12 protein-coding genes are annotated in these 21671 nt (G+C 42.8%); 4 read left to right on the top strand and 8 right to left on the bottom strand.

Annotation, left to right across the window (positions count from 1 at the left end):
• Window positions 1–54: 54 nt before the first annotated feature.
• From G9Q97_RS25345 to blaOXA, 5 genes are all read right to left on the bottom strand, one after another.
• A complete protein-coding gene (locus tag G9Q97_RS25345; protein ID WP_236976703.1) occupies window positions 55–390 on the bottom strand; it encodes a DUF6660 family protein in 336 nt (111 codons plus the stop codon).
• Between the two features lie 456 nt (window positions 391–846).
• Entirely contained in the window at window positions 847–1584 is a 738-nt protein-coding gene (locus tag G9Q97_RS03750; protein ID WP_166143258.1) for a hypothetical protein, read from the bottom strand.
• A 260-nt stretch (window positions 1585–1844) separates the two neighbouring features.
• On the bottom strand, window positions 1845–7241 hold the full coding sequence (locus G9Q97_RS03745; RefSeq protein WP_166143256.1) for an AAA domain-containing protein: 5397 nt from the start codon (window positions 7239–7241) through the stop codon (window positions 1845–1847).
• A gap of 160 nt (window positions 7242–7401) precedes the next feature.
• Entirely contained in the window at window positions 7402–8574 is a 1173-nt protein-coding gene (locus tag G9Q97_RS03740) for a tyrosine-type recombinase/integrase (RefSeq protein WP_166143254.1), read from the bottom strand.
• 226 nt (window positions 8575–8800) lie between these two features.
• Window positions 8801–9619: a class D beta-lactamase gene (gene blaOXA, locus G9Q97_RS03735; protein ID WP_166143252.1), complete on the bottom strand. Its 819-nt coding sequence runs from the start codon at window positions 9617–9619 to the stop codon at window positions 8801–8803.
• Window positions 9620–9819: 200 nt separating this feature from the next.
• Here blaOXA and G9Q97_RS03730 point away from each other — a divergent pair, with 200 nt between their 5' ends.
• Window positions 9820–13407, top strand: a complete 3588-nt coding sequence (locus tag G9Q97_RS03730; protein ID WP_166143250.1) for a T9SS type A sorting domain-containing protein — start codon at window positions 9820–9822, stop codon at window positions 13405–13407.
• A 1457-nt stretch (window positions 13408–14864) separates the two neighbouring features.
• On the opposite strand, the gene G9Q97_RS03725 is transcribed toward G9Q97_RS03730, so the two are convergent.
• Together G9Q97_RS03725 and rimO are read right to left on the bottom strand one after the other, a co-directional pair.
• Complete coding sequence (locus tag G9Q97_RS03725) at window positions 14865–16028, bottom strand: hypothetical protein (RefSeq protein ID WP_166143248.1); 1164 nt, start codon at window positions 16026–16028, stop codon at window positions 14865–14867.
• 49 nt (window positions 16029–16077) lie between these two features.
• On the bottom strand, window positions 16078–17388 hold the full coding sequence (rimO, locus tag G9Q97_RS03720; RefSeq protein WP_166143246.1) for a 30S ribosomal protein S12 methylthiotransferase RimO: 1311 nt from the start codon (window positions 17386–17388) through the stop codon (window positions 16078–16080).
• A 470-nt stretch (window positions 17389–17858) separates the two neighbouring features.
• Between rimO and trhA the strand changes: the two genes are divergently transcribed.
• Both trhA and G9Q97_RS03710 read left to right on the top strand, forming a co-directional pair.
• The gene (gene trhA, locus G9Q97_RS03715; protein WP_166143244.1) at window positions 17859–18503 is read left to right on the top strand and encodes a PAQR family membrane homeostasis protein TrhA; all 645 of its coding nucleotides are present in this window, start codon (window positions 17859–17861) and stop codon (window positions 18501–18503) included.
• Window positions 18504–19097: 594 nt separating this feature from the next.
• On the top strand, window positions 19098–19490 hold the full coding sequence (locus G9Q97_RS03710) for a DUF302 domain-containing protein (protein WP_166143242.1): 393 nt from the start codon (window positions 19098–19100) through the stop codon (window positions 19488–19490).
• Window positions 19491–19535: 45 nt separating this feature from the next.
• Here G9Q97_RS03710 and G9Q97_RS03705 read toward each other — a convergent pair whose 3' ends face one another.
• Window positions 19536–20207, bottom strand: coding sequence for an FAD-binding oxidoreductase (locus tag G9Q97_RS03705; RefSeq protein ID WP_166143240.1), 672 nt, complete (start codon window positions 20205–20207; stop codon window positions 19536–19538).
• Between the two features lie 115 nt (window positions 20208–20322).
• Between G9Q97_RS03705 and G9Q97_RS03700 the strand changes: the two genes are divergently transcribed.
• Window positions 20323–21630, top strand: coding sequence for an MFS transporter (locus G9Q97_RS03700; RefSeq protein WP_166143238.1), 1308 nt, complete (start codon window positions 20323–20325; stop codon window positions 21628–21630).
• The last annotated feature ends 41 nt before the right edge of the window (window positions 21631–21671 follow it).

Raw genomic sequence — 21671 nt, 5'->3', positions numbered from 1 at the left:
GCTTGGCGGTGCGTAGCACCGCTTTCAGCATTTATGCCGAATACACTTTAAACATTATCCAATCTTAGGCGGCTGCCAGATGGAACCGGAATATTGAAGGGAATGGAAATTCTTGTAGAAGGTCAGTTGTATTTCATGATTTTCGAATGGCTCCGAAAATAAAATAGCAACTGGAACTGTACATCCGAGGCATGTTGTGCAGGACATGAAAGGATTACAAAGGTCATCACAGCCGTCTTCATCATTCTCCGTTGGTTGCTGGTTCTCTGCATCTGAATTGTGAATGGATGCGATACAGATGTCTTCGTTACCCAAATCAACCATATCCATTATTGGCTGCACATTGAGTGCAATGATGTAGATTGAAAGTATGATTGAGAGAATTTTCACGGTTGCAAATTTAACCAAAGTTGATTAATTTTTCAAGATTGAGCGTTGGTAAAATTTGGCTCTTCCCGCTTTTTGTCGTATTGGCTATGTGTGTTGGGAAAGCGGGATGTGCCAAATGCGCGTTGGCAGAAATTTTCAAAAATGCGAAGCGGGGGCTTTTTCTTTTTTCTTTTTTCTTCTTTGTCAGTCGTCTCTGTCGTTGTCCAGTTGCAATGTTGGTCAAGTCGAGTTAGTCCGGTCGTAAAGTCGGTTTGTAAAACGATATGCCTTTTGTTACTCGTCATTGTCAATGTGTCCGTTGTCTTTTTTGCATGTGCCCCAACGTGTCGCAGCTAAGAGACGTGGGGCTTTCGAAGCGCTTACCTGTCCGCCCGTGACAAATTTAGCCACGGAGAACGAACCTGGCGTTTACCAGTGTCCGCCCCATGTTTTCTTAGGTGTTGTTACCTGCCGTATTTATTTCTTTTTCAATTCTTTTCCTGTCCAAATTCCATTAAAATTATCTTCAAGTCCTGATAGGTTGAATTCAAATCCATTTTCGGTCATTTCTGTCGATACTGACCCCATTAATTCAGCGTCCCAAAATTCATCACCATAGTCAAAGTCGAGAATTTCACTGTTGTATGTTATTTCATTTTTGTCGTTGAGTATAACTACAAAAAAATGGTTTGGATACCCGTTGTCATAATATTCGTCATAGCCTGTCCTTTGAGAAACTAAAAGAAATTCCTGATTGTATTTGGGCAATTCTTTTTGTAGCGCAATGAAGTCGTGAATTTTGTAGTCAGTGTAGTATTGCTGTCCGTTCATTGTTATTGCGTACCAAACATTAAATGTCAGCGACCATTCTTTGGTAGTGTCTTTAAATATTTCTTTGTAGAAAATCGTGTCGACCTGAATGACGGAAGTCTTTGTTAATACTCCGATTGGTTTTGCTGTTCCCTTGTCATTAACTCGGTCAAACAGTGCAATTACTTTTCCCTTTACTTTCAAAAAAGCTGAGTTGTCTTCCTTTTTGAATTCTGTCTGAGGTTCAATAACTCTTGGTTTAAATCCAATCAGTTCCTTGTCGAGACTTTTTGTTTCATAGATACCGAATTTAAGGTCATAATAACCATCTTGTCGAACGATTTCTTGTCCGAATACTGGAAGCAGAATTATCGATGTCAATATGGTCAGTATCGTTTTATTCATATGGCAGGTAACGGTCTCGGCTATGCGTAGTGCGGGATTTCAAGGCACTTCACTGTCCGGATACCGAAATGTTTGTTAAAGTTCATTTACTTTCATTTTAGCACTAAAACCCGCATTACGTATAGCCAATGTTGGGCAATCGTGCTTTTTCTTTTCTGTCCGTGCGTTGGCTCAGACACACTCTTTGACAAGCTTTGGCTGCTGCGTTGGCTTTGAGCGGCTTGGCAATGTGTGTGGCTGTTGAACGTTGGAGTCATTGGTTATCTTATTTCAATTATTTCAACTTCACTTTTTGTGTCGCCTATTGTTACCCTGTCTCCAATTGTTCTACCTTTTATTGAAGCAGCTAAAGGTTTCATAATATTTACTATTTGCACTCCATCAATAATTTCAGCACCATTAGTAGGATAGTCCACCAATTTTACTTTCAATTCCTTTTCATTACTTAGGAATTTGATTTTAACTGTGCTATTAAGTTCGACTCTATTGTCAAAGAGAGAATTTGGAATGAATTCTACTCGTTCCACTACTTGTTCTTGGTCTTTTTTCGAATGCCGTTTAATTATAGACCATTCAGATTCGTAATAATTATTATCAACTGGTTTTCCATTGGCAGTAAAACTTTGGAATACTAATCGACTGATGTCATTGTAGATATCTAAAGGCAAGACATTGTAATCTATTCGTTCAAAATCATTGTAAATTACTTTGTAGCCTTGTAAGTGAAGTTGCTCCCGTGTCGAAATGTTTTCGGTCAAATGCGCTTTGAATTTTCTACGACCATTCTCATTGAAGTAAATGCCAATGATTTTTTCAGTTTCAACAGCTTCGATATGCACCAATTCCCCATCTTTGTTTAAACCATTCATATATTCTTTCCCAATTCTCCTTGAAAGAAGTATTGGAATATGGACTTTATTGACATGACCTGACTTATAGCATTGTAGAAGAAAACCTGTCTGGTAAATTTCTTGTATTGGAATTACATAATCAGCTTCCAATGGCTCTTTATCTGTCAGAATATATGTCCCTGATTTAAATAGGTTGAAGTATCGAAGTATTTTATCCGTTCTTGGTCGTGAATCAATCGGTTCAAATTGTTCTTCGGGAGTTTCTTCATCATATGCGTCAATGACTAAATCTGAACTTTGCATATCTAATGAATCATCCGCTCTTACTTCTTTTTCCTGTTGAATATTAGATTCCTGATAGCCATAATCTGAAAGGGGTTCTATCTCTTTCTCTTCAAATACAGGAATCATGTTCCAAAGGGGTTCTAATGCTTTCTCTCTGTTGGTATAATACTCATAGCCACGAATTCTAAAGAACTGCCAACCGCATCTTTCAAGTACTTTTTGGCGCATAATGTCATTTTGATGCTGTTCGGGTCCATGCCACTTATCCCCATCACACTCAATTGCTATTTTAGTTCCATCAGGTAGTAGAGCAACCATATCAATCTTGTATCGACCTTTCGCCACTTCGTATTGAGGAATTATGCTCAGTTGCTTCCTTACAATATCATTGTAAACGTCAACTTCAAACCAACTGTCGAAAGGCTCTGGTTGTGTTCCCATTCGCCTTTCTATTGGCGTGTTGAAAATCGGTTGATACGAGTTGTAATTTTTGAAATGGTCTAATAGTTTGTAGCGCAAATCATTTGTATTACTCAAATCGTCTAACTGCACCGAATGGAATAAAAAAATCTGCTCTTTGGCTCGACTTACTGCAACATTGAACCGTCTTTCGTCTTCTGGTTTCACAAGTGCTGACCTATTGTGATTGTGAGCAGTAACCAAGCTTAAAAAGATAATATCCCTTTCATCACCCTGAAAGGATGAAGAGTTCCCGCAAACAATTTTACGCTTATGAAATTCCTTTTCTCCAACTCTTTTCAAGAGTAGGTTTTCAATCACACTTGCTTGCTGATTTCCCTGAAGGGTTATCACTCCGATTGTCTTCCCATTATAGTTTTCGTCTTCGACTAACTTCCCAATTGTTTCAGCAATGTGATTTGCCTCTGGCTCATTTATAATTCTTGAGCCTCTGCCTTCAGTGTAGCCATTGGGACAAAACTCTGCCATCAATGGTTCAAGCCGATTTTCTGAATATTGTTTAAGTGGATAAAGCCCTTTTCCATCAGGGGCATAAAAATGACGATTTGAAAATTCAATTATTTCAGGCATACATCTGAAATGTTCTCTAAGAACGGTAACTCCATCACAGAAAAATTTAGCATGGTCGAAAAAGCTAAACTCCGTACCGTAATAATCAGAAAACGGGATTCCATTTAGATGACGCTTTATGTGAGGTGTCATAGTGTTTGCATCCACACCAACATATTCAGGTGAAGTCTGCTTGTCATCTCCAACGATTATAATATTCTTTGTAATGTAGAGCAGGAATATTGCATCAGGCCCAAGTTGACTGGCCTCATCAATAATTACATAATCGTACATTTCTTGTTCAGGCTGTATCGTTTCGGCAACCTTGTATAAAGGCATAATCCAACAAGGCACAGAATCTTTGCAATGTTCCATTTCTTGTTGAGCAATTTTCCGAAACTTCATCGCTCTTTTTCCTTTTCCCGTCTTACCAATTTTCTTTACTGCCATTACCCAAGCATCTAAATGCTGTCTTAAAGAGCGGTTTTGTTGTAAACCTTCAACAACTTTATACCATGCTTTCTTTGAAGCGAGCTTTGCAGTCAGTTTCCTTTCCTTCCGTTCTAATTCATTAAGGTTTTGAATGAGTTGATTTTCATAATTGACATCCATCAACTTTTCAAGTTGATGTTGCGCATTTCTGAAATAGATTGCTTGTTTTAAATTTTCTACATCCTTAGCTGAAAAGGAATCGTCCTCTACCAATTGTGTTGTGGATGGGATTTTAGAATAAAGCTCTGAACGTAAATTTTTGAAATTCACAAAATTCTCTTTTCCATAAGCTAGCTTTTCAATTCTGTTCAGTAATTCTTCATAAGTGTGGAAGTCAAGGTTGTTGTATGCTTCAATTATGTTTTTCTTAATTGGGTGGTAGCCTTTTGGAACATAATTATTCAGATATGCGGTAGATTGATTAATTAACTCATCAAACTCCGAAATACTCTCTTTTAGTTTGCTATACTCGGCTTTGAGAATAGATGTCTTTAGGTCTTCATCATCAAAAAGTTTTATCTGCAAATTGCTAATAGATTCAATAGCCAATTTCACTGCTTTTGCTTCTTCTATTAACTTTGATAAGCGAAGCACTTCATTATGAATTTGCTTGAAAAATGAAATCTTCTTGAATAGTAAGTTTCCTTTTGGCTCTTCTTTTCCCCAAATTTCTGATAGCTCAATAAAGTCTTGTCGAAAAGAAATATCATTCAATACAGTTTCATACTCTTCAATGGTATCGCAAGGACTTCCATTGACACGAACCGCTTCAATAAAATAAAGACGTTCTTTTATTTCTCTTGGTAGAAATGGCTTTTTAATTGAAAAAGTAAATCCTGATAACGGATTACCTTCATTTAAGTATGCAAGAAGTACTTGAGCATCATTTTTAAGTTGCTTTAAACTTTTGTCCTGAGGATAAGAGACTTCAATATCCTTATCAATCTGTCGTAAATCATGCTTTTCGAACTTTTCGAGCACTGACTTTGACTGATTCAATATTTGCAACCATTCCTGATTTCTGCCTTTCAAAAAGGATTCTATAACAGAAGAAGTGAAGTCAATCTGGAATTTATCTACTTCGTTGTAAAAGTTTTGAAGGTTATTTAGCTGTTGAAATAGTTGGTCAAAATCTGAACATGAAAGTTTAAGGTTAGCATCTTTTGGAAAAGAGCCATTAGCAAGCTTAGCAGTAAGACCTGAATATTCCTTTAACTGGACAGCAGTAAGTAATTTATTGGGATCAGGTATTTCAAAAACAAATTCATCAGTCTCTATTTGCTTGTAATTTTCATGCAGTTGAATGAATTCCGTTAAGCGTGAAAGCAACTCATTATTTTCAATATTACTAAAATCGTCTTCGTACCATTCGAATAATGGAGTATCTCTTTCAAGGCTCTCAGCAATTTCAGTTAAAGTTCCTTTGTATTTTTCGTTAATCTCCTGTTTTCGTGTTGCTTTTTCCTTAATCTTGACAAGACTGTTAGAGGTTTCAGCGATTGATTCTCTCGTCTTCTTTAGTTCATTTTCAAACTCATGAATTTGTGATTGATATTGAGTTAGATTGGCTCTTGATAATTCATCATTTATGGCGTTGACACTTGATTGTAAGTCTTGGATGGAAGATGAATCCCCACTCAAAAGGTTTACTGCCAAATCTTGAAATTCGGGTGGGAGTTTATCTTTTAAAACTTCCAATGCTCTTTTTGTATAGGCGGTAATTAGAACCTTTTTACCGTTTGCGAGCAAGTGACAAATTAAATTGGCAATAGTGTGTGACTTTCCTGTGCCTGGAGGGCCTTGAACGAGAACTTTATTGTTTTTTTTGGATTTTTCAACAATCTCTAATTGTTCGTCATTGTATTCCTTCGGGAAAAAGATTGGCTCAATCTGTGAATCATTAAATGAGTTATCTGGTGAAGAAATATCATCTTCAATGTCTGGATGGATGCCTATAAGGTCATTTATTGTCGGAATTTCAAGGCTATCATTACCATTTTCAATATTCTCTAATATCTTCTCATATAGAGCGGTAAAGCTTCGAGTATTCCTTTTTCTAAGTAAGAGAGCTGGGGAAAATGTGATATTTGGTTTTGAATGTGTTCTATTTGGCTTTTCAATTAAATGGTTATAGCTGCCATCAGGAGAAACCCTTTCTGCAAACATTTGTAGGGCATCTTCTGTGTTACCAAAAATTGTTTCAATGTTTTTCTCTTTAATGTAGTTCTCTACCGACTTTTCAGCATCTATGATGTTTTGCGAATCGAACTGGTCAAATAAGTCAAGGATCGAATCAGTTTCAATTTGGGGTGTAGATTCTAAGTTTGGTGAAACGAAAATTTGCGAGTCTTTTTGAGAATACTCGAAGTTAATATCGACTCTTTGGGTTAAAATATGTCTGAAAATCTTCGGTCTTTCATCATTTTCTTTGAAGTTCAATAGTCCGACACCAACCACTAATTCGTACTCTTCTCCAAATTGCTGGGTCTTGTTGAATATTCGGAAAAGTTGTTTGTAGACAGAGTTTAATTTCTCATACTTCTCATGTTCAGTTCTGTATGCTTCGAGTTTCTCGTTATATTCTATTAGATCATCAATCCATTTTTTGTCTATGTATTGCTGTAATTCTTTTTCAAGTTCTGGGAAATCTTCAATTGAAAGAGTTTCTCCATTGATTTCAAGTGATTCCTTTAACTTGGGTTCATCTTCTTCATTTAATAATGTCGGCTTGTCAATCCATTTTTCCAGGTTTTCTGGAAGCTTAGCAAATTCTGGTTTCGTTGGCTCTTTAGGCTTTCTTACTTTTAACCAATAGTCGTTGTCTTCGTTGAAGTCGGTTCTGATAATGTTTTCAAAAAGCTCATTTTCGGGAATGTCGTTCAGCCAAAATTTCTCAGGATATTGTGTTTCTTGAGCGTCAATGTCGCGGACAGGGTTACTTCTAAGTTTCGAGAACTCTTTGAGGTAATTAAATATTTGTAAGTATTTGTCCTTTTTCATTTCACTCCATTATTCCTTTGTCAATTTATCAATTTCCTGTCGAGCGTTGGCAAAGATTCAGGCTCTTTTGGTTTTTTGCGTTGGCTTTGTGTGTCGGCTAAACCAAATGTGCCTGAATGTGCGGTCGGCTTTTTGCATGTTGCCCAACAATTGTATAAAGCTATGTTTTGGGTGGGGAGTTGCGTGTATATGGTTTATGTCCAACATCCCTTTCCCGGTTTTCACCGGATAAATTAAGGATTTCGGACAAGGAATCAAGTGGTGATACTACATTTTTATTGGAAACGGCCAGGATATGGCTGTAAATCTCCGTGGTCGTGGACCGGCTATGCCCCAATAATACCTGAATCATCCTCAAATTGGTCCCCGACTGAAGCAGATGAGTGGCGAAACTATGCCGTAAAGTGTGCACCGTTGCCCAGGGATTGATCCCACTTTCTTTGACAGCCTTACGGAATACTGCCTGTATACTCGTGGCCGAGTATTGCCCCCCATCCTGTCCTTCAAATACCCAATAGGACGGCCGGTAAGTCTTGTAATACGCACGGAGTTCCTGCAATAAAATCGGGGAAAGTACTGTTTTGCGATCCTTTTTATTCTTTGATCCCTTGATAAAAAGGTATCCCTCCTCCGAATGTATGTCGCAGATCCGTAGTTTAATGGCTTCGCTGATCCGCAATCCTGCGCTATAGATGGTTAATAAGATCGTGCGGTGTTTTTGATTTTCAGTATGTTGTATCAGGCTTGCCACTTCTTCCTTGCTCAATACATTGGGCAAACTGTTGCTTCGTTTTGGGCGTTGGATTTCATAGTATTCCCTTGGCCTGCCCAATACATGTTCAAAATAGGCTTTTATCCCATTGATAAGGCTGTTTTGGGAAGACTCGGAAAGCTTGTATTTACTTACCTGATGGTATACAAAGCCTTCGATCTCTTCCTTGCTTAGCTCCAGTAAATCCCTGGATTCAAAAAATTTCAGGAATTTTGAAAAGGCACTTTTGTAATTGCCTACCGTAGAGGGGCTAAAACCCATTAGTACCAATTTTTGGTGAAGGCGGTCCAATTCCTGCTGACTTTTTTCATTCAGGACAAAAACCGGCATTTTAGCCGATTGCCCTGATGATTCACAAATCTCCAGTTTTTCACCAAAGAGATTCTTAACCGTTTCCATATTTTTTTCAGTATTTACCAGACTCCACAAACGCTGACTTGGGTGGTAAAAACTCCCGTTTATGGATTTAAATTGCGCTCTCTCCCTTTTAAATGAATAAGGGATATACACTTTAAACCGTCCGGATCTCGGGTTTGGCCTGTAAAGAATTAGCTTTTCCATGCTTTTTTTTCGCCAATAAAAAAAAGACGTAGAGGATAGCCGTATGTTAAATATTTATAGTCGTTTGTAAACGTTTATAAACGTTTGTTTTCAAATACATACCATCCTGGTTTGAATAGGGTATCCGTTTCAGATGACGCCACCTACTTGGCTAAAACAAAAGAATATAACCGAAATTGTGGTCCATAGCGACGAAGGACTTAAAAATCTATCCTAAAATACCCGCTCATAAAATCCCCAGCACCTGCAGCGCCTCCATCGTCAGCCCTTTTCTGGCCTGTAGAAAATCGGCATCGCTGGTTTCGGGCCCGGGTGCCAGATTACTGGCAAAAAAATAAACGCTGCCCCCTTTTTCCAAATATCCCACAAACCAGCCATTGTCTACGCCCTGGGCAACCGACCAGCCGGTCTTCCCGCTCAGCCGGTAGCTATCGGTTTCTTCCACCACCATCATCTCCCGAAAAACAGACAGGGTTTCCGGTGCCAGGCGCAGGTCTCCTTCGTACAGCTTTCTTAAAAAACCCAGCTGCTCCATCGGGCTGATCCGGGACTGCCCCCGCAGCCAGAATTGATCCAGGTTTTGCTCCGACACATCCATGTGCCCATAATCCAGGCGATCCAGGTAATCCCTCATTCGCTCCACCCCTATCTGCCGGGCGATTCCCCGATAACAGGGCACACAGGACAGGTGAAATGCCTGCCTGAACGTCAGATCCTGCTCCCATTGGGACATGGCTCTTTCCTCTCCGTTCCAGGGAAATACCGTGGATTCATCTTCCACCATGCCCAAATCCAGGGCTATCAGGGAATGGGGAATTTTGAAGGTAGAAGCGGGCAGCTGGCCCTCTTCCGCCAGGGAAAAGTCATTGGAATACAGCCTGCTGCCCTGAAAGTCTGCCAGCAGCAAAACACCATGGACCCCAGCCGAATCCAGTAGCTGCTGAAAATCGGGGCGCTGCTGCTTATCCAACTGTTCTTGCGCCTCCACCTGTATGAACAGCCCCAAAGAAAAGAGCATTAAAGTCAAATATTTTTTCCTTATCATGATCTGGCCGTTTTAGAACGCAATAAATAAAAGCATTTTGAAATGTCCATCAGGTTTTCACAAAAAGAAAGATTTATTTTTCAGGATGCAGGTACAAATGAAGCATTTCCTGAGTAAATTTCCGCGATCATTTCACCCGCAGGTCAGGCACTTGCACAGGCTATACCGCTTTCTTCGGTCCCCAAAAGAAAATAAATGCTATGATTTCAAGGCTTTCGCTATTGACCCGGGCTTTTTTCGCCCCTTGTTTTTTGCTCATTCAGGCTAATGTAGCCCTGGCATCCGAAGACAATCCTCTTAAAATTTCAGTGGTAAGCATTAGTGCAAGTTCTTCCATTGGCTCCTCTGATCCGGCAAATGTGCTGGACGGAAATTGGAATACTTCATGGACTTCCAGCCACCCTTTCCCCTCCAATTATTTTTCCAATCCTGCCCAAAATATCTTACTCCACCGGCAGCTCCTGGCCGATGGCACTACCATGCTCCAGGCTGCAACAGATGGTAACCTGGGTTCTCATACGGGTTCCGTACCGCTGGTGCAGGGATATGCATCCGCAGCGATTCATCTCAATCAAGCCCAAAACATATACCTGATCGGGCTGAAACTGGGCGGCGTAAAGGAGAAAGTAGACATCCTGCTGGAACAGCAGTCAGGAGAGTTGACTACCCTGACCTATGGATCCTATCAAAACTACGCCAATGTCAGGTTTGAGGTAAACCTGGAAAATATCCTCAGCATCCGGCTTCAAAGCCCCCATCCTTTTTTTATCTTTGACATCGCGGCCATGGAAGCTCCCGCACAGGAATACATCACCATAGACCTGGGAAGCCCCCAATTGATCAGTCAGGTAAAAAGCAAACATTGGTCAGGTCATAACAGCAGCCAGGCCACACAGCTGCTTTTGGGAACAGCTGCAGACAGTTTGGAAGTGGTCGCCAACCTGGAGACCAATGATCCCGCTGCAGTCCTCACCTCTTTTGACAGCCCTATAGTGGCCAGGTACCTGCGCATAGCCCACAGACTGGTCGGCAGGGATTACAACAAGGCCGCCATTTTTGAACTGGAAGTATTTGGTGAGCCTGTTCCGGAAGTTGATCCCCCATCCCCCTGGGATCCGGATGCCGGCTTGTATTTACCCCTTTCCGACCGGGCTTCCGTAACTGCCAGTTCAAGTGTAAACCTGAACAACAACAGCCCCCTAAGCGTCCTGGACGGGAATCCTTCCACCGCCTGGATCTCAACCAATCCCCTTCCCGACGCCTATGTGCGCAATCCGGAACAAAATATTTTTCTCGGTAGCAGCGGCTATGCGAGCAATGAAGCCCCCATGGCAAAAGCCACTGATGGGCTTTTGGGCAACAGCAGTCCATTGATCGAACCCATAGCAGGAGAAGCATGGTTTAGACTGGACCTGGCATCCACACCCATTTACCGGCTGGGATTGCGATTGGCTGCCGGATTTTCCCTGCCGGTACTTATCGAGGTACGCTCACAGGAGGGAGAAACCGTCCGGCATACCTATGAGGTCTATGATCAGGGCCACCTCCGGTTTCCCATTGACCTGAAAGATGCCGTAGCAGTAAAGCTTTCTTCCGGAGCAGCCTTCAGCATTCAGGAAATCGCAGCTTATGCGGCTCCGCTTTCGGAATACATCACCCTGGACCTGGGTGAGGAAAAATCAGTATCCTGGATCAGGACCAGGCAGTGGAATGGAAACGGTACTGCCCTGAAAACCCTCTTGAAAGCGGGAAAATCCCTGGAAGACCTCCACCTTATCGCAACATTGGATCCCTCAAAGCTGGAAATGCTCAATGTACAACCTGAAGAACCAATCCTTGCCAGGTATATCCGCATGGAGCAACAACTGGCAGACGAGAACTACAAAAAAGCAAGTATACAGGAAATCAGCATTTTGGATGAATACGGTAGTTTCGGACCTCCACCATCTCCAAAACCCCAAAGCAATAGTTTTGGTGAACTCTTCGGACTCAATACGGTCTGGGCCTGGGGCACAAAGAAAGTACCCAATCTGCAGGGACTCAATGAGGGAGCCCAAAAATTCATCCGCACTGCCAGTCAGGCCAGAAATTACCACAACATCCACTGGGATACCAGCGACCCGGATCACATACCGGGCTACGGCGGGGAAAACCCGGATGTGCGGCTCCCCTGGACCCAATGGATTCAGGAATATTCCGATTGGAAAAACAAAGGGTTTACCGTCGATGCCACTTACACCTTTGATCGGTTTAAAGAATCGGACTGGGACCAGCCTTATACCTCCGGGCATGACCTGGGATATGCTTTTGCAACCACTTTTGGCCCAAATCATGAAAACCTCATCCGAACGGTAGAAGTGGGAAATGAACCCTGGTCTTACAGTGATTCCACTTACCGCCTGATATTGGAAGGGATGGCCAAAGGCCTGAAAACCGGAGATCCTGAACTGAAGGTGCTTCCTGCCGCTTTACAGGCCTACCAGCCGGAGAGCAGCAACACAGGCAGCATCAAACATTACATGGGCACCAAACTTTCCGAAAAAGCCGCAGCCCACCTGGATGGTATCAATTTACACCTGTACAGTTATTTCCGAAATGAAGCGGATGTTCGGCTGGCCGTTCATCCCGAACATCCGGCTTCTGAAATGAGGGCCCTTTTTGCAGGTTTGCGGTTCAGAGACAAAAACATGCCCGGAAAAGAGGTGCACGTAACCGAATGGGGCTGGGATGCCTCCAGCGCCAACGAATCCGCTGTCAATACCGAAGCCGTCAGCCCCCTCTCCCAGGCAGTTTATGCGCTACGGGGCCTGTTTTGGCTGAGCAGAATGGGCGTGGACCGGGCCCATTGGTTTTTCTATGCCAATGTGGACACCCTGCCCGGAAATAGCCCGGTCAATTACGAAAGATCGGGACTCACGGAGTCGATTTATTATAATTTCAAGGAAAAAAGGTCCTTCATTGCCGCAGAAGCCATGCAAAACAGGATGGCTGATCTGTATTTCGATGATGTGATCCGGGAAGATGATCAGGCCCATATTTATCAGTTAAGAGACAAGGAGGGAGCCTTGTCCCACCTGCTCGCCTGGCGGCCCGTCAGCGGGGATGATTCCCTGGCGGTGACCTTTTCCCTTCCAAGTGAAAATGTTGCTGCCCAGGCCTGGCACCTCTCTGGGCTCGACCCCAACGGCGAGCCGGCTGAAGTAACTTACGAGCAAGGCAAGCTCATGCTCCCTTTATCCTCCAAGCCGCTCCTGATCGAATTGGCCCATTCCGATAAAAACAATTCCCTGCAGGCAAACCTTAGGGTCAGGCAGTTGGAAGAAGAGACACTGCTTACCGTAAGCACCAACAGTCCCATTGGCAAATCTCAGCTCATAGGCTTGTCCGGCGACACCCGGCTGGAAAGAATGAACCTGGTATGGGAGAAGAAAAACGACCTGGAATGGCAGGCCAGGCTGACCACCCTTCCTCCCGGAAGGTATGAGGTTAGGGCCCTGCTGGATAGCCGGAACCACCCTACCAACAGGGTAAGCTTTGTGGTGCCACATAAAATGATCCTTTTCCCCAACCCGACTACAGGTAGGAGCCGTTTACGCCTGGCCCCAGGGCTTAGCGGTGTCAGTCACATACAGGTAGTGGGAATGGACGGGTTTCTTTTCGATGCCTTTCAGGTGCCGGAGAAGGTCCGCTCCTATGAAATGGATCTGTCCCAATTAAAAAACGGTTCGTACATCCTCCACCTGGACAACGTCAATTATCAGGAAAGGCAAAAATTCATCAAAAAATAAGTTTAAAAGGTAAAAAAAATATCATTGAATTAGGTTTTAGCTAATAACTCAAAATAAACTAAAAGATATTTAGTTCAGCAAGATACTGAGCGCCATAAGGGAAAAACATACCAGGTATGAGGAGTTTATAGTGAAATCCGGATTTGAGCCATCTATATTTGGCTAAAGCCAATGATGCTGACAGAGCCCATATTGCCTACAGCTAAAGCAGCAGGCAATTGATTAAATATTCATAGTTGCCATTACCGAATAACAGAAATGTTTTTCTCGAAACTTTTTTGAAAATCAATTAGGGAGAGAGGCTTATATTCTTTTCCCATTAAAAAGGTCTTTCCTGCCAATATAGTTTGGTTTTTATTACTGGAAAAGTGCCTAATTCAATTGAATTATTCCGCCTTGAGGATTTTTTCTTTGAGGCTCCTAGAAGAAGTCCCAAAGAAAAGCGATTCAACCAGCCATTAAAAACTGCCAATTTAGTATTTTAACCGGGCATACATTATATCAACCATGACAATTGTTTTTTATGTTTTACATTAACAATGTTTGATTCAAGAACGATTTTAAAACCGGCTACATCATCACTGCGAACCTTTTTTCGGTAGCTATGGTTTGGCAATCTCGTTTTACTCAGGATTCCCACAGTTTCCGCTGTAAAAAGCCCCCTTAAAGCCTACCGATGACGTTTTCTACGTCATCGCGAGTGCAGCGAAGCGATCTGAACCGGAGCGTACCTGTAAGGGCTATTTAGAAAAGTATTCAAATGATAAAAATTTAATGAGTTAAAAAAATACATCCTGATCCCGATTTCTGCTTTTTTTAAAATGTTAGGTCTACCGATGACGTGTTTGTTAAGTCGTTGAAAATCGACATGATAATAACCCACATCGTCATCCCGATTGCTGCGCTTTTTAAAAGGTAAAGATTTCAAATTAAGCAATAATTAACGTATTGATATTTAAGATGTTACCGAAAAAATCCCCTCCCGACTCTGGTCGGGACAAGCTATGCCCTCCGCCGCGGCGGAGGGATTTGCCTATTACCGATGCCGTGTTTGTTAAATACCTGAAAATCAACATAATAATAAACCGAATCGTCACCCCGATTTCTGCATTTTATAAAATGTTAAGTCTACCGATGACATATTAAATTCCGATTTTATAGAGGAAAACCACCGAAAAAATTAATAGAAATCGAAGATTCATATTTATATACGCAAAGTGCGCAGGCCCGACAAAAAACCGAGCCTGTCCTGACGGTAGTCAGTGGCCTGTCCCGATTTTTTTCGGGAGGGTGCGGGAGGATTGCGGGGGGAAGGATTTTTTTGTCTTGATTTTTTGGTTCTTTTGCATCAAGGCAAAAGAACAGATAATTAAAGGAATAATAGTTGATTTCGAGGCATAATCCTGATACAACGAACACCTCTTTATTGCAAAAAACCCACCGCCATCCTGATTTCTTTATTTAAAAACAGGATGCCTTTCAAAAGGTTTCTCCCGGTCAAACAGGTAACGATAGGTATGGTGGGTCTTGTAGATTGAAGCATTCAGCTGCTCACAAACCCGCATCATCTTGGGATTAAAGTCTCCAATCCAGTTCATTTCAATGGTTTTGTAGGAGAGCTTCTTTTCGGCAATGTTGTCCCGGTACTCCGTTATCATGGCACTTTCCACCCCTTTTCCCTGAAATTCTGGCACGACCCCAAATACCAGACCCAACATTTTATTGGGTGGATTGAAGGTCTTGTTCCATATAAATTTTAACTTACCCATCAGGTCCAGCTTGCCATTCACGTACTTGAACAACTGATTGATCTCCGGTATATTGATGAAAAAAGAGACCGGCTCTCCCTTGTAAAAGCCAAAATACACCAGGTAAGGGTCGATCACAGGCTTCATTTTGGTCAGCATCAGGCGGGCCTCCCTCTCAGAAATGGTTTTGCCCATGTGCCTGGCCCAGGCCTTATTGTAGACCTTCATGAAATATTCCGGGAACTTCTCCCACAACTCCCTGCCTTTCAGGTACCGGAATTGAAAATCCTTGTCTAAGAGGATATTTTTGGCCCGCTCTTCCATTTTGGGATCCAGGGTCACCCCCCTGACCGCCCTCATATAGGTAAATTGGCGAAAGTACACCTGAAACCCATAAGCTTCAAAAAGCGCCCTGTAATAGGGGAAATTCCAATACATATTGTAATTGGGCGGGGAATAACCTTCCACTAATAAGCCCCACCATTTGTCCCTTTCCCCGAAGTTTACCGGACCATCCATGGCCTCCATCCCCTGCTCCTGCAACCAGTCCCTGGCAGCATCAAACAAAAGAAAAGCAGCCTGGGGGTCATTGATGCACTCAAAAAAACCCATTCCTCCGGTAGGCTGTTTTTCCTTCCATTTGGGATTGATAAATGCCGCATTCCTGCCGATGGTATTCCCCTGATCATCCAGCAGCAACCAGCGGATCGCTTTCCCTCCCGTCTTGAACAATTTATTGGTCTCCGGATGAAACAAATCCTCTATATCCTTGTCCAGGGGCCTGATCCAGTTTTCTTCATTGCGGTACAACCTGACGGCCATTTGAATAAATTCTTCTCTCTGGGCTTTGGTGCTCACTTCCTGTAACTGCATGGGGTAATTTCGCTTATGGTCAATAAAAATTAATGTGTCGGGAAAAGTGTCAGACTACTTCTCCATACAGGTCAAATTCAGCCGCTCCGGTTATTTTCACCGAAACAAAATCCCCGATCCTGCAGTAAAACTTGCCGGCATCAATCAATACCTCATTGTCTACATCCACCGAATCGTAGGCCGTCCTCCCCACAAAATGACCGCTTTCTTTTTTATCAATCAATACTTTGAAAGTTTTACCAACTTTCTCCTGATTCAATTCAAATGATATTTGTTCCTGTACCTCCATGATCCGGTTGGCCCTTTCCTGTTTCACTTTGGCCGGCACATGGTCTTCCAGCGAATGGGCGTGGGTATCTTCTTCATGGGAATAGGTAAAAACTCCCAGACGCTCAAAACGCATGCGCTCCACAAAGTCCACCATTTCTTCAAACTCCTCCTCCCCTTCTCCGGGATGCCCGGCGATCAATGTAGTCCTGATTGCAATATCGGGAATTTTTGCCCGGATGCTTTGGATCAATTCCTCCTGCTTTTCCCTGCTGGTACCCCTGCGCATGGTTTTCAATACCGAGCTGGATCCATGTTGCAAGGGGATATCCAGGTAATTGCAGATATTTTCACGCTCGGCCATCACATCCAGAACATCCATGGGAAAGCCGGTTGGATAGGCATAATGCAGGCGGATCCACTCAATCCCCTCCACATCGGAAAGTGCCTTTAAGAGATCCGCCAAACGCCTTTTTTTGTACAGATCCAATCCATAATAGGTAGAATCTTGCGCGATCAGCAGCAGCTCCCTGGTGCCCTGAGCCGCCTTGTGCCTGGCTTCCTGCACCAATTCCTCAATAGGCCGGGAGACATGGCCCCCACGCATCAGCGGAATGGCACAAAATGAGCAAGGCCGGTCACAACCTTCAGAAATCTTCATATACGCATAGTGCGCTGCATGGCTCAACAACCTCTCCCCTACCAGTTCATGCTTGTAATCGGCTTTAAATTTCTTCAACAGGGCCGGCAAATCCCGGGTACCAAAAAAGGCATCTACCTGGGGAATTTCTACCTCCAAATCATCCTTATACCGCTGAGAAAGACATCCTGTCACATAGACCTTGTCTACAAGACCCTTGTCCTTGGCAGCCGCATATTCCAATATGGTGTTGATCGATTCCTGCTTGGCATTGTCAATAAATCCACAGGTATTGATGATGACAATATTGTTATCGGCAGCAGTGGATTCGTGTCTGGCTTCAATACCATTCCCCTTCAGCTGGCTGAGCAATACCTCTGAGTCCACGAGGTTTTTGGAACAACCCATGGTAATGATATTGACTTTATCTTTTTTTATGGTTCTTGCTTTCATAATTTCCCGTAAAAGTACAAAAATTAACGTATACCGGGCCAATAAAAGTCGCTTTCCTGGGATGTTACTGAATTATTAATATTGCCCGGATTAAATAAAGAATCCTTAATGAAAAATTCCGCCCCAAAAAATAATAAAGGCATACTTTTGAGGCAGTAATACAGCGACAATTTTTTTATTACTCCTTACAACATTTTTACTAAAAGGCCTCAGCATCCTCTGGGGTCTTTTTCTTTTTTTCTCCTTACCGCTCATTCCCGAAAAGAATGAATGAAAACATTTACCTTTGTCTGTGGAAAACTTCTGAAGTACCCTGCATGTGTTGGCTTTTTTCAGCAGCATTCTTAAGTGATGGCTCTCCTGAAAGCTGATCCGCAAGCAGGGACAGACAGCTGTTTTTCTTCCAAATCCTGGAAATTGGTAGTTCAATTTCCTCAAATATTTAGTTTTTTTTAATCAACTTACTGAAAATGGATGGATCCGGTGAAAGAAAACAAAGCTTAAAGGAAGAATTTGCCAATAGCATTACCCACCTGATCGGGATATTGTTTAGCATTGTCGCCATAGCGCTGCTGGTTGTTTTTTCGGTGATGAATGGAACGCTCATCCACGTGCTGAGCTGCAGCATTTTTGGAGGCACCATATTACTCATGTATACCTTTTCTACCCTTTATCATGCCATATCGTCGGAAACCATCAAGCCCCTGCTCCGCACTTTTGACCATATCAGCATTTATTTTTTGATTGCGGGTACTTATTCACCCTTCTTGCTAATTGGTTTAGGTGGGACCAGTGGATGGGTGTATTTTGGTATCATCTGGGGTTTAACCTTGATCGGCCTGGTTTTCAAAATTTACTTTACCCACCGCTTTTCCAAACTGTCCCTGGTCCTGTACCTCAGCATGGGCTGGATGCTTTTGTTCTTTATCCGGCCCCTGATGGCCAATCTTACCCAGGACATCATCATCCTGATGGCTGCCGGGGGCCTGGCCTATACCACCGGGGTTATTTTTTATGCCAACAAAAAAATGCGCTATGCCCATGCCATCTGGCACTTGTTCGTATTGGCGGGAACGGTCTTTCATTTTATAGCCATAATGTTGATGATCAGTTAAACCGGAACAAGCAACAAGGGCTGGTGGCTAAGGGTTAAGGGTTATTTGGTTAATTGTTTAATTGTTGCGCTTGCTTCATAGCGAAACAGCCGCTCCTTGGAATTTGCAATTCCGAGGAGCAGATAATAGGGGATTTGCAATCCCCATAACGGCCTCGAATTTGCTTTACGTGAAGGCAAATATTGACGGGCACAACAGCAGGATTGCAAATCCTGCATTATCTGGGTTCGACATTGCAAATGGCGAACAGCGCGATTAAGGGTTAAGGGTTATTTGGTTAATCGTTTAATTGTTGAGCTCACTTTATTGCCAAACAGCCGCTCCTCGGGATTTTTAATCCTGTGGTACAGATAATAGGGGATTTGTAATCCCCAAAACGGCCTCGAATTTGCTTTACGTGAAGGCAAATATTGACGGACACAACAGCAGGATTGCAAATCCTGCGTTATCTGGGTTCGACATTGCAAATGGCGAACAGCACGGATGGCGAACAGCACGAGTCTAACTTTTAACCGACCGGCAATGTGACCATGGTCACCGTTCTTTTACTCTCGATTCACTATCTTGAGGTTTTAACATCAAAATACATATACTATGAACTACCACATGGATAAAATATTAGAAGCCTCTTCAATGGAAAGTGTCAAAGAAAAAGTGACGGCTGCCCTTAAAGCAGAGGGCTTTGGGGTATTGACGGAAATAGATATCCAATCCGTAATGAAGAAGAAGCTGGATAAGGATTATAAGCCCATGCTGATTCTCGGAGCCTGTAATCCTGTTTTTGCTGACAAGGTACTCAGCATTGATCCTCACATGACGGCCATGCTCCCATGCAATGTTAGCATCAGGGAATTACCGGACGGAAAATTTGAAGTTTCGGCCATTGATCCCGAAACAGCCATGGTACCACTTGGTAATGAGGCCATCAAGCCACTGGCCAAAGAAGTAAAAGAAAAGCTGCATCGGGCAGTAGCAGCAGTTTCATAAAATAAAAAAAGGGGATTTTCGCAATCGAAAATCCCCTTTTTTCTTTTATTGCTCAAAAACCAGTGCTTCAGGATTGGCTCCTAAATCTTTTAGCGCTTTATCTACTGCTTTCATAAACCCCTCAGGACCACAGATGTAGAAGTGCTGGTTTTTAAAATCATTTATTTTGCCTTTCAGGTAGGCCTTGTCTATCCTTCCCCGATCATAGGCAGTATCTGCCTGTTTTTCAATGATATTATGAAACTTATGTCCCAGGATTGTCTTCAGTTCCTCAAATAAAATAATATCATCATTGGTTTTGTTGGCAAAAATCAGCTCATTGTTACCAATCTTATTCTTTTGTCTTAAATCCCTGAAAATAGCTATAAAAGGCGTGATTCCTGCTCCACCGGCAATGAATACCCCTTCTCCCTTGTATTCAATAGCTCCCCAGGCATCTCCTATTTCTACCTTATCGCCTGGCAGGGCATCTCCCAGCCTTTTGGTAACCCCCTCATGCTCATCATAAGTTTTAATGGTAAATTCCAAAAAATCATCTGAAGGCAAACTGGTAAAGGTAAAAGGACGCTTTTCTTCCTCCCAACCTTCCTTGAGCAAACTCAGCTCGGTAGCCTGGCCGGGTTGAAACCTGTAGCCCCCGGGTTTTTCAACCTTAAAGGAATAGGTATCGTGCGTGACTTGTTTTTTCTCTAAAATCTGTAATTGGTAAGTATCCATCTTTAATCAATTATTTTCAAGTTAAAATCATCTCTACATAAAGCAAAGATTAATCCAACAATGTGAATCCTACTTATTAATTTTAAATTTAAAACCTATCTGATTTAATCCGTTCATGAGTAAAAAGGAAGAACTGGCCGGTAAGGCGTACGAGTTGATCACAGATGATGGTGAATTGCGGGTTTGCGAGCAAATTTCCGAATCAGCCTGTAAAGAAACACCATTCAATTTTTTTAAAAACATCAGTAGTGGTGCCCTTTCCAAACTAGCCGAACAATTGGTCAGCCCGGGAACCACGCTGCCCTGGATCCTGTCTGCTTTGGGTGTGCCCAACGCCTTTTCGGGTGCCCTGGTCCCGATCAAAGATGCCGGTTCCTTACTGCCACAATTGTTTGTCTCGGCCAAAATCCGCTCCTATCCGCTCAGAAAATGGTTCTGGGTAATCCCAGCCTGGATTCAGGCCCTGGCTTTACTCGGAATGGCCTTTACGGTACTGAAGATGGAAGGTGAAACAGCGGGCTGGTTGATCCTGATGTTCCTGGCCTTATTCAGCTGCTGTAGTGGACTGGCAAGCATCGCTTTTAAAGATGTGGCGGCCAAAACCATTCCCAAAGGAAAAAGAGGTCAAATGCTAGGTTTGCGGGCCACGCTTGGTGGGTTGTTTACCTTATTGGCCGGAGGAATTATCCTGGCAGATTTACCGGAAATCAATGACCGAAACCCACTGTTTATATTGGTATTGTCAGGTTCCGTTCTTTGGGTAATTTCTGGTTTTATTTTCAGTTTGATTACAGAGGAAAAGGGAGCCACATCAGGGGGGAGGACACCTGCAGCGGAAATCAAAACCGCCTGGAAATTTTGGAAGGAGGACGCCAATTTAAGGAAATTTATCATCAGCAGGGGACTTCTGATGGCCATTCCTCTAGCCCAGCCCTTCTTTGTTATACTGGGAAAGGAGGAGATTGGAAGTGAAGTAAGCCACCTGGGCATAATGGTCATTGCTGCCGGGATAGCCAATGTGATCAGCAGTCCGTTTTGGGGTAGGTTTGCCGATAAATCCAGTAAAAAAATGATGGTGTTCATTGCCCTGCTGGGGGCCATAAACATTTTACTCATGTCCCTCTTCCCCGTTTGGCCGGAAAAACTCCAGAATGTATATGTTTTTGCTTTTCTATTTCTGGTGCAGGTGATGGCTCATGGAGGTGCCCGGCTGAGTAGAAAAACGTACCTGGTGGATTTTGCTCCTAAAGATGAACGCCCTTCCTATGTATCCCTTGCCAATACAGCCATTGGTATTTTCACCCTTATCGGTGCTGGCCTGGGTGCATTGGCTGGAATAATTGGTGTACAAATCACGCTTTGGGTTTTTGCAGGATTGCTATTGCTGGGCAGCGGTGTCAGCATCCGGCTTAAGGAAGTCTGAAATCGGGAATACCTGCTAAAGAGGTGTTCAAACTGCTCCGG

The sequence above is a fragment of the Cyclobacterium plantarum genome, from assembly GCF_011290685.1.
Taxonomy (GTDB): domain Bacteria; phylum Bacteroidota; class Bacteroidia; order Cytophagales; family Cyclobacteriaceae; genus Cyclobacterium; species Cyclobacterium plantarum.
This window is presented reverse-complemented; position numbering and strand designations above follow the sequence as displayed.

Bases quoted from the DNA above. Each gene is read 5' to 3' on its own strand.
- G9Q97_RS03750 (WP_166143258.1), bottom strand. From the start codon at position 1,584: ATGAATAAAACGATACTGACCATATTGACATCGATAATTCTGCTTCCA.
- G9Q97_RS03745 (WP_166143256.1), bottom strand. From the start codon at position 7,241: ATGAAAAAGGACAAATACTTACAAATATTTAATTACCTCAAAGAGTTC.
- G9Q97_RS03740 (WP_166143254.1), bottom strand. From the start codon at position 8,574: ATGGAAAAGCTAATTCTTTACAGGCCAAACCCGAGATCCGGACGGTTT.
- blaOXA (WP_166143252.1), bottom strand. From the start codon at position 9,619: ATGATAAGGAAAAAATATTTGACTTTAATGCTCTTTTCTTTGGGGCTG.
- G9Q97_RS03730 (WP_166143250.1), top strand. From the start codon at position 9,820: ATGATTTCAAGGCTTTCGCTATTGACCCGGGCTTTTTTCGCCCCTTGT.
- G9Q97_RS03725 (WP_166143248.1), bottom strand. From the start codon at position 16,028: ATGCAGTTACAGGAAGTGAGCACCAAAGCCCAGAGAGAAGAATTTATT.
- rimO (WP_166143246.1), bottom strand. From the start codon at position 17,388: ATGAAAGCAAGAACCATAAAAAAAGATAAAGTCAATATCATTACCATG.
- trhA (WP_166143244.1), top strand. From the start codon at position 17,859: ATGGATGGATCCGGTGAAAGAAAACAAAGCTTAAAGGAAGAATTTGCC.
- G9Q97_RS03710 (WP_166143242.1), top strand. From the start codon at position 19,098: ATGAACTACCACATGGATAAAATATTAGAAGCCTCTTCAATGGAAAGT.
- G9Q97_RS03705 (WP_166143240.1), bottom strand. From the start codon at position 20,207: ATGGATACTTACCAATTACAGATTTTAGAGAAAAAACAAGTCACGCAC.
- G9Q97_RS03700 (WP_166143238.1), top strand. From the start codon at position 20,323: ATGAGTAAAAAGGAAGAACTGGCCGGTAAGGCGTACGAGTTGATCACA.